This is a genomic window from Thiomonas sp. FB-6 (assembly GCF_000377645.1).
Classification (GTDB): domain Bacteria; phylum Pseudomonadota; class Gammaproteobacteria; order Burkholderiales; family Burkholderiaceae_C; genus Thiomonas_A.
In genome coordinates, this window is the sequence record NZ_KB898506.1 from 26,757 (window position 1) to 35,929 (window position 9,173).

The 9,173-nt window shown below is 69.1% G+C and carries 9 protein-coding genes and 1 pseudogene; 7 read left to right on the top strand and 3 right to left on the bottom strand.

From position 1 onward, the window contains the following. The first annotated feature begins 127 nt into the window (after window positions 1-127). The 7 genes from D466_RS0117230 (at window position 128) to D466_RS0117260 (ending at window position 6,922) form a co-directional block, all read left to right on the top strand. Window positions 128-1,174 (top strand): aromatic ring-hydroxylating dioxygenase subunit alpha, encoded by a 1,047-nt coding sequence (locus D466_RS0117230; RefSeq protein ID WP_018914946.1) that lies wholly within the window; start codon window positions 128-130, stop codon window positions 1,172-1,174. Between the two features lie 6 nt (window positions 1,175-1,180). Next, window positions 1,181-2,164, top strand: coding sequence for a PDR/VanB family oxidoreductase (locus D466_RS0117235; RefSeq protein WP_018914947.1), 984 nt, complete (start codon window positions 1,181-1,183; stop codon window positions 2,162-2,164). A gap of 13 nt (window positions 2,165-2,177) precedes the next feature. Next, entirely contained in the window at window positions 2,178-2,933 is a 756-nt protein-coding gene (locus D466_RS0117240) for an SDR family oxidoreductase (RefSeq protein ID WP_018914948.1), read from the top strand. After that, complete coding sequence (locus D466_RS0117245) at window positions 2,930-4,375, top strand: NAD-dependent succinate-semialdehyde dehydrogenase (protein ID WP_018914949.1); 1,446 nt, start codon at window positions 2,930-2,932, stop codon at window positions 4,373-4,375. Before D466_RS0117240 ends, D466_RS0117245 begins: the two co-directional genes overlap by 4 nt. Window positions 4,376-4,409: 34 nt before the next feature. Further along, complete coding sequence (locus D466_RS0117250; RefSeq protein ID WP_018914950.1) at window positions 4,410-5,975, top strand: sulfatase-like hydrolase/transferase; 1,566 nt, start codon at window positions 4,410-4,412, stop codon at window positions 5,973-5,975. Continuing rightward, window positions 5,972-6,322: a LysR family transcriptional regulator gene (locus D466_RS0117255; protein ID WP_018914951.1), complete on the top strand. Its 351-nt coding sequence runs from the start codon at window positions 5,972-5,974 to the stop codon at window positions 6,320-6,322. The genes D466_RS0117250 and D466_RS0117255 overlap by 4 nt, the downstream gene beginning before the upstream one ends. Window positions 6,323-6,457: 135 nt before the next feature. Beyond that, window positions 6,458-6,922: a nucleotidyltransferase domain-containing protein gene (locus D466_RS0117260; protein WP_231385761.1), complete on the top strand. Its 465-nt coding sequence runs from the start codon at window positions 6,458-6,460 to the stop codon at window positions 6,920-6,922. A gap of 634 nt (window positions 6,923-7,556) precedes the next feature. Here the strand turns inward: D466_RS0117260 and D466_RS0117265 are convergent. The 3 genes and pseudogenes from D466_RS0117265 to D466_RS22960 all read right to left on the bottom strand — a co-directional run. Beyond that, window positions 7,557-8,210 carry a hypothetical protein gene (locus tag D466_RS0117265; RefSeq protein WP_018914953.1) on the bottom strand — a complete coding sequence of 218 codons (654 nt, stop codon included), beginning with the start codon at window positions 8,208-8,210 and terminating at the stop codon, window positions 7,557-7,559. Window positions 8,211-8,353: 143 nt separating this feature from the next. Next, window positions 8,354-8,815 carry a hypothetical protein gene (locus D466_RS22190; protein WP_231385762.1) on the bottom strand — a complete coding sequence of 154 codons (462 nt, stop codon included), beginning with the start codon at window positions 8,813-8,815 and terminating at the stop codon, window positions 8,354-8,356. 91 nt (window positions 8,816-8,906) lie between these two features. Next, window positions 8,907-9,173: pseudogene (locus tag D466_RS22960) on the bottom strand (IS3 family transposase); the annotation flags it as partial.

Sequence of the window (9,173 nt, forward strand, 5' to 3'; positions counted from 1 at the left end):
CTCGCGCGAAGGATCGGGATTTCCGATCGCAATCGAACAAAACGGCCCATCGGCACGCGCGGCAGCCCTAGTCTGCAAGCGTGTGGCCGCAGGCCGCGCCTGACAACCCCAAGACGAGGAGAGGACTATGGAATTCGTGCGCAATGGCTGGTACGTCGCGGGCTGGGACCATGAGTTCCGCGCCGACGGTCTGCTCAGCCGCAAGCTGCTGGGCGAGGCCATCGTGTTCTATCGCGGCCAGCGCGGCCAGGTGATAGCCCTGGAGGACCGCTGCTGCCACCGCGCGGCGCCGTTGTCGCTGGGCCGGCGCGAGGGCGACTGCCTGCGCTGCATGTACCACGGGCTCAAGTTCGATCCCGCCGGCGCCTGCATCGAGGCCCCGGGCTGCGAGCGCATCCCGCCGAAGCTGGGCGTGCGCAGCTATCCGGTGGTGGAGAAGGATCGCTTCGTGTGGATCTGGATGGGCGACCCGGCCCTGGCCGACGCTTCCGAGATCCTCGACTTCCCCTGGCACGACTCGCCCGAGTGGCGCATGAAGCCCGGATACCTGCACTACAAGGCGAACTACCTGCTGATCGTCGACAACCTGCTCGACTTCTCGCACCTGGCCTACGTGCACCCGACCACGCTGGGCACGGCCAGCAATGCCCAGGCCCGCCCCAGCATCGAGCGCGGCGCCAGGAGCCTGAAGATCCACTGGTGGTTTCTCAACGACCAGATCTCCCCCAACCACCAGCGCGTGGCCACCTTCGACGGGCCGGTGGACCGCTGGCAGCTCTACGAGTGGAACGCTCCCTCGTTCATGCGCATGGATTCCGGCTCCGCTCCCGCCGGCACCGGAGCCCCGGAGGGCAAGCGTGTGGCGCAGTCGCTGCAGTTCCGCCATACCTCGGTGCAGACGCCGGAGACCAACTCCACCACCCACTACTGGTTCTGCCAGGCGCACAACTTCCGGCTGGACGAGCAGGGGCTGACCGAGCGCATCTACGCCGACGTGGTCAAGGCCTTCGACGAGGACCGGGAGATGATCGAGGCCCAGCAGCGCACCATCGAGGCCACGCCCGGCCAGCCGATGCTGCCCATTCCGGCGGACGCCGCGCTCAACCAGGCCCGCTGGATGATCGAACAACGCCTGAAGGCCGAGCGCGAGCGCGAGCACGCGCGCGCCGCCTGATCCGCCATGCTCGGCCAGACAGGCATCGAGGTCGAGGTCCGGGGCCTGCGCGCGCTGGCGCGCGACGTGCTGGAGTTCGAGCTGGCGCGCGTGGACGGCGCCCCGCTGGAGCCGGCCGTGCCGGGCGCGCACGTGGACCTGGTGGTCGAACCGCCCACCGGTGGCGTGCAGCTGCGCCAGTACTCGATCACCAACGCGGGCACCCAGGCTCGGCTGGACAGCTACCGCATCGCGGTGGCCAGGGCCGCGGACGGCCGCGGCGGCTCGGCCTGGCTGCACGACACGGTGCGCCGAGGCACACGCCTGCGCATGGGCAGTGCGCGTCATCTGTTCTCGCTGGCCGATGCCGCGCGCCCGGCCCTGTTCATCGCGGGCGGCATCGGCATTACCCCGCTGCTGGCCATGGCCCGCGCGGCCGCCGCCGCGGGCGCCGACTGGCGCATGGTGTACCTGGTGCGCAGCGAGGAACGCGCCGCCTACCTGGACGAACTGCTGGAACTCGACGCCGGGCGCGTCAGCCTGCACGTGTCGGGCCCGCTGGAGCGGCGCCTGGACCTGGCGGCGCTGCTGCGCCGGCTCGACGACGGCACCCACGTGTACTGCTGCGGCCCGCAGGGGCTGATGCAGGCCGTGCGCGAACTCGGCGCCGGGCGCCCACCCGGCACCCTGCACTTCGAGAGTTTCGGCGCCGCCGCGGACGCTCCCGCGGCGCCGGCGCCCGACCGCGGCTTCGAACTGCGCCTGGCGCGCAGCGGCCTGCATGCGCGGGTTCCGCCGGGCAGCAGCGTGCTGGAGGTGATCGAGCAGCTGGGCATCGCCCATCCCAGCTCCTGCCGCGAGGGCATCTGCGGCAGCTGCGAGCTGCGCGTGCTGGACGGCGCCTGCGATCACCGCGACCAGATCCTCGAGGCGCACGAACGCGGCGACGGCGGGCGCTTCTTCCCCTGCGTGTCGCGCTGCGCCGGCGACAGCCTGACCCTTGACCTTTGAGCAGGAGCCCTGCATGCAACTCCCCCACAAATCCGCGCTGGTCACCGGGGCCGCCTCCGGCTTCGGCCGTGCCATCGCCCAGCGCTACGCGCGCGAAGGCGCCTCGGTGCTGATCGCCGACCTCGACGCCGACGGCGCCGAAGCTGCCGCCGAGGCGCTGCGCGCGCAAGGCGCCCGCGCCGCCGCCGTGCGCTGCGACGTCTCCAGCAGCGCCGACTACGCCGCCGCCGTGGCGCGGGCCGTGTCCGAGTTCGGCGGCCTGGACATCGTGGTCAACAATGCCGGGACCACCCACGCCAACAAGCCCGCGCTGCAGGTCACGGAGGCCGAGTTCGACCGCGTGATGCGGGTCAACCTGAAAAGCCTGTACTGGTCCGCGCAACATGCGCTCCCCGCGCTGCGCCGGCCGGGCGGCGTGATGATCAACGTGGCCTCGACCACCGGCGTGCGTCCGGGCCCCGGGCTGAGCTGGTACAGCGCGAGCAAGGCGGCCATGATCAACATCTCCCGCGGGCTGGCGCTGGAGTTCGCCCGCGAAGGCATCCGGGTCAACGCCATCAACCCGATGATCGGCGAGACCGCGCTGCTGGAACAGTTCATGGGCATGCCCGACACCCCGGAGAACCGCCAGCGCTTCCTGGCGCGCATTCCCCTGGGGCGCTTCACCCGCCCCGACGACGTGGCGGGCGCCGCGGTGTTCCTGGCCTCGGACGACGCCTCCTTCCTCACCGGCAGCTGCATCGACGTCGACGGAGGGCGCAACCTGTGAACCATCCTGCCTACCGCGCCCCGCGGCTGCTGATCGACGGACAGTGGTGCCCCGGCACGGGCGAAGCGGCCTGGGCCGTGCGCAACCCGGCCACCGGCGAGGTGCTGGATCAGCTCGGGCTGGCCGGCGAGGCCGAGGTGCGCCGCGCGCTGCAGGCCGCGCAGCGCGGCTTCGAGGCCTGGCGCGAGCTGCCCGCCGCGCGGCGCGGCCAACTGCTGCTGCAGGGCGTGGCCGAGATGCGCGCGCGGCGTCAGGCCATCGCCGCCGCGCTGACCCTGGAACAGGGCAAGCCCCTGGCGGAGGCGCTGGCCGAGGTGGACATGGCCGCCGAGCTGATCCAGTGGTACGCCGAGGAGGCGCGCCGCGTGTACGGCCGCCTGCAGCCCTCGCGCCTGGCGGGGGCCGACATGCGCGTGTCGCGCCACCCGGTGGGGCCGGTGGCGGCCTTCTCGCCGTGGAACTTCCCCCTCGTGCTCTCGGCCCGCAAGATCGGCGGGGCGTTGGCGGCCGGCTGCTCGGTGCTGCTCAAGCCGGCGGAGGAAACGCCTGGCGCGGTGGCCGCGATGGTGGCGTGCTTCCACGACCAGGGGCTGCCCGCCGGCGCACTGCAGCTGCTGTTCGGGCAGCCGGCGGCGCTGTCGCGCCAGCTGCTCGAATCCCCGGTGGTGCGCAAGCTCAGCTTCACCGGATCGGTCGAGGTGGGGCGCCTGCTGGCGCGCCAGGCCGCCGAAGGGTTCAAGCGCATGACCCTGGAGCTGGGTGGGCACGCGCCGGCCATCGTCTGGCGCGACGCCGACGTGCAGCGAGCGGCCCGCATGCTCGCCGCGCACAAGTTCCGCAACGCCGGGCAGGCCTGCCTGGCCCCCAGCCGCTTCATCGTGCACCAGGACCTGCTGGAGCCCTTCACCCAGGCTTTCGTGGAATGCGCCTCGGAGCTGCGCGTGGGCGACGGCATGGATCCGCCCACCACCATGGGCCCCCTGGCCAATGCCAGGCGCCTGGCGGCGGTGCGCGAACTGGTGCAGGACGCGCGGCAACGCGGCGCGCAGGTCATCGAGGCCGCCCCGGCGCCCGCCTCGGGGCCGGGATATTTCGCGCCGGCGCTGGTGTTGCGCGGGCTCGCCCCGGGCACGCGCCTGCTGAGCGAGGAAGCCTTCGGTCCGGTCGCGCCCATCCTGGGCGTGGCGTCGCTGGAGCAGGCGCTGCGCGAGGCCAACGCCACCTCCTATGGCCTGGCCGCCTACCTGTTCACCGACAGCGCCTCCGTGGTACATGCCTGCGAGTGCGGGCTCGAGGTCGGCGCGCTGGCCGTCAACACGGTCGCCGTGTCGGTGCCGGAGGCGCCCTTCGGCGGCGTGAAGGACAGCGGCATGGGACGGGAGAGCGGCATCGAGGGCATGGAGGCCTACCTCGAGTCCCGATTCGTGCACCAGGCCTATTGATCCACCCCACTTCCCAAAGGCGCCGGCTCGCAGCATGCGAAACATCCGCAATTTCCTGTTCATCATGTGCGACCAGCTGCGCGCGGACCATCTGTCCTGCTACGGCCATCCGCACCTGCGCACTCCCGCGCTCGACCGGCTGGCGAGCCGGGGCGTGCTGTTCGAGCGTGCCTTCGTGCAGTCGGGCGTGTGCGGCCCCTCGCGCATGTCCTTCTATACCGGGCGCTACGTCAGCAGCCACCGCGCGACCTGGAACCGCGTGCCCCTGCCGCTGGACGAATGGCTGCTCGGCGACTACCTCGGCGGCCTGGGCCACGACCTGGCGCTGTTCGGCAAGACCCACTGGCTGCCCGACGAACAGGGCATGGCGCGTCTGGGCCTGGCGCCGGCATCCGGAGAACCGCTGCGCCAGGGCGGATTCCTGGAACTCGCGCGCCACGACGGGCATCACGCCGAGCCTGACGGTCCCTATGCGCGCTGGCTGCGGGAGCAGGGCTACGACAGCCCCGACCCCTGGAGCGACTTCGCCATTTCCACCGTCGATGCCTCCGGCGGCGTGCACAGCGGCTGGCGCATGCGCAACGTGCACCTGCCCGCGCGGGTTCGCGAGGAACACTCCGAGACGGCCTACACGGTGGGCCGGGCCATCGAGCACATCCGCGCCCGCGGCGAGCAAGCCTGGTCGATGCACCTGTCCCTGGTCAAGCCCCACTGGCCCTACGTGGCACCCGACCCCTACCACGCGATGTACGGGGTCGAGCAATGCCTGCCGCCGGTGCGCGATGCCGGCGAGCGCGCCGATCCTCACCCCGCCTACGCCGCCTACATGGCGCATCCGGAGTCGAGTCATTTCGCGCGCGACGAAGTCTGGCGCCGCGTGCGCCCGGCCTACCAGGGTCTGGTGCGCCAGGTGGACGACCACCTCGGGCGCCTGTGGGCGGAGCTGGAGCGCCTGGAGCGCTGGGAGGACACCCTCATCGTGTTCACCGCCGACCACGGCGACTACCTGGGCGACCACTGGCTGGGCGAAAAGGAACTGTTCCACGACTGCGTGCAACGAGTTCCGCTACTGGTCTACGACCCGAGCCCGCAGGCGGACGCCACGCGCGGCTCGCGCAGCACCGCGCCGGTGGAGGCCATCGACGTGGTGCCCACCGCGCTGCAGGGCCTGGGCGCGGAGCTGCCGCTGCATCGCATCGAGGGGCGTTCGCTGCTCGCGCACACGCGCGGCGAGGCCAACGTGCAAGCGCGCGACGCGGTGTTCTCCGAACTGGATTTCAGCTTCCGCCAGGCCCGCCTGGACCTCGGCCTGGCGCCGGGGGATTGCCAGGCCACCATGGTGCGTGGCGAGCGCTGGAAGTACGTCGACTGGAAGGGCCTGCCCCCCCAACTCTTCGACCTGCAGGAAGACCCCCACGAACTGCGCGACCTGGGGCGCGACGCCGGATACGAGGTGGTGCGCCAGCGCATGCGCGAACGCCTGCACCTGTGGCGAGCCGACCTGAAGCTGCGCACCACCGTGGGCCTGGGCGAAGTCGAGCGCAAGACGGCGACCCACCGTCGCGCCGGGGTGCACTACGGGCTTTGGGACGAAGCATGAGCCCCAGCGCGAAACACGACGCCGAACTGCGGCGCGACCTGCATCGCATCCGCTGCTTCGTGCGGGTGGTCGAGACGGGCAGCATCAACCGTGCGGCGCGCCACCTGGGCATCGCGCAGTCGGCGCTCAGCCGCTGCGTGCGTGAACTCGAACTCAGCCTCGGCGCGCCCCTGCTCGACCGCGGCGGCCGCGGCTCCTGCATGACCCGCGACGGCCACCGCGTCTACGAAGCCGGCCGGCGCATGGTGCAGGCGCTGGAGTCCGCCGAACTCGAGTACTGCCGCCTGCTGGGCAAGACGGTGCAGACGACCAGGGCAGCGACGCCCCTCATGGGCGACCCGGCCTGAGGCCGGCGTCGGGCGCCGTGATGATGCGGCCGACACGAAGACCACGAGCCAGGGTGACCTCTTTCAGGCCCGTCGCCCGCCGAGGCTGGGTGCTACGCACCTAGACTTCCGCTAAGAGCCATGACGGCGCGGGGCGTGCGCAACACGCTCGATGCGCTGGTTACGCAGGGCGCCGTCAAGGTGCTGGGTCCGAGCGGCGGCAGGCTATTCGCACCGGCCTTGAACCAGCCGCTGGTATCTGCGCTGGCGCAACTTTTCGAAGCGGAGCACAAGCACTGGCGGCAGTTGCAGGACCAGTTGCACGAAGGGCTGGCCGCTGAGAAGCACGTTCGCTCGGCATGGCTGTACGGCAGCGTCGCGCGTGGCACGGATGAGCCTCGTAGCGACATGGACGTCGCGCTCGTGCTTGACGAGGACAACCTGGACGCAAGCCGCCAGGTGCGCGACGCCGTGCAAGGGCTGGGCGACCGGCTGGGGGTGCACATCTCCCCGGTGGTTCTCACGCCCTCGGAACTGGCCAAGCTGTCACCCAGTGACCCCTGGTGGTCGGAACTGGGCCGGTTGCGCGTGGCGCGGGCGTGCCTCGAAGCTGCCCGATAGTCTGCCGAGAGGGACTGCATGTAGCAGCATCCGGACGAGGAAGAATGGGGGAATATTGCCGTGAATTGGGGTATTTTGGCAGTTCATTACCCCAATGGATGGATGGTCACCCGATTCCCGCCGCAGGGATCAGCTCGCCGACTCGGGAGCGTCCGCCCGACGAGATGCGATTGGAAACGACATGCATGACGATCCAAAGCAAAAAGCCCAAGTGATCAAGTCACTTGGGCTTTTTGCCGTCTTGTCTGGTCGGGGTGAGAGGATTCGAACCTCCGGCCTCTACGTCCCGAACCATGCCTTGCAGCCCCAGGAGTCTGGTTTTGCGCGAGTCGCCTCACGCAAAATCAATAGCTTAGCACCACCCTTCTTGACAATTCCAGCCATTTCCATCGCTTTCCAAATGCCTTCTGTGGCACAGAATTGGCACAGCGGGGTCTGCCGCGAGATGTAGCGCTGGGATTCGGATGGCACTTACGGGCGGGCATCCGGCCAGCTCGGTCTGGGACGCACATGGAGGGAGCCCCCCGAACACCGCTCCAAGGGGGTTCCCGAGGCACGTCAAAAGTGAGTGGGCGACCCGAAGGTCGCCCAAGAACAAATTGCAGAAGACGCTGCGCCCGCGCCTGCCCTCAACTCAGTGCACGATGGTCGCCCCCATGCTTGAGGTCAGTGCAGACCCAGCTACCTCTGCGCCCCCCGCCCCGCCAGCGTCTTGGTGGTAAGGCACGCAAACAAAAATCCACCTCTCCTGAACCGCGACGCCGGCCACCGTCGATTCCGGGACGTTGTCGATGTATCGCAAGACGTCGAGCACGTCCATTGCCTCTGCAACGCGGTCGACGCTTCGCCACTCGCCAAGGTGCTTCTTCAACGCCCCCCACGTCGGGTCGCGCTTGTCACGCACAGGCGGCTCGGCTTGAATCACGACCATCTGCTGGCGCTCATCGATACTGACCGCAACGAAGATGCGCTGCTGCTTCTCGAGGGACTCGATGAGCCAATCTCGTGCTTCGTCAGTTGCGAGCGGCACGAGGCACACCACCTGTGTCCCTGCGGCCTGGAAATTCGCAACTGCGACTGGAAGCGCGGCGCCCCCGGAGATTGCGAGTGAGTGCATGATGGGCACAAGTGGACTCTCAAAAAGTCGCGCTACAGCATCGGGCAGCTGCACGTACAGCGCCCTGCCCTGGTACTGCGGCCGCTGCTTCAACGAGGCGAGCTCGGCGGCAAATTGGATGGGGTCGAGCACGACACCGAAGCCGCGATGCGTAGTGATTTCTAAAGTCATATTGGTTCCTCACGTGAGTTGTTGACCTAGGCATCACGTGTAGGCACCGGCTGACCAAACAAAAGAAGACGGGCCCGAAAGCCCGTCGTCAATCAGTCATCGCGAACAGAGGCCAAGGGCTCCGCCCACGTCAGCACACCTCCCTACCTGCCATCAACACCGTCACTTCCCATCTCCCTACTCTCCGCTGCAGCAACGATTTGGTTCGCGTTGTGCATGACCGCCGCTCGTTGTAGCCAGCGAAGGATTTCAGGCAATCGCGGAAGGTCTGGCCAGTCCAAGTCTCGGTGCGTGGCGTGCACATCGAGCAGGAACCGCTTGTAGTCAAGCGATGGCTCATTGCAAGAGTCTGGGACGAGCGCTCGCAGCTGAGGGTTCGCACAGAAGCGGGCGAACTCGCGCTCGATGACCACTTCCTCAGGCTCTGCAGTCGTGGCGAAGTCGCGGATGGTGATGTCGCCAGTCAACAGCCTCACAGTGATGGGAGGGATGCCAAGGTAGCGCGCCACCTTCGCGATGAAGGCGCGGTGGCGAAGCAACGTCAGCGCCTGGCCGCGCTCGAGTAGGTCAAGCTCCTTGCCGCTCACACCGAGTTCCTCTGCCAACTTCGCGGCGCTGTGAAGCCGTAGCTTCGCATCGTCGAGCAGCCAGGCAACGAGTGGCCCTCGGCGCGCGTCAAGGTAGTTGTCGCCTCGGTTATGCAGCTTGGTTCTGAGTATGCTGATCCGCGACGGCCTGGTTGACCACGGTGTCGCGCTCGGGGTTGAGCGTGACGGGGCCGACGGGCGCCCAGTTTCGGGTGGTGGTCGACCAGCGCGCAGGGTGACGCCGCCGAGCCTCGAGGTAGAGGTTGTGGCGCGCGGCCAGGATGGTCTGATCCTCGCCAGCATGGCGCTGCGCCGGGCTGACGTAGCGGATGCCGCTGTGGCGGTGGTCGTGGTTGTACCAATGCACGAAGTCTTC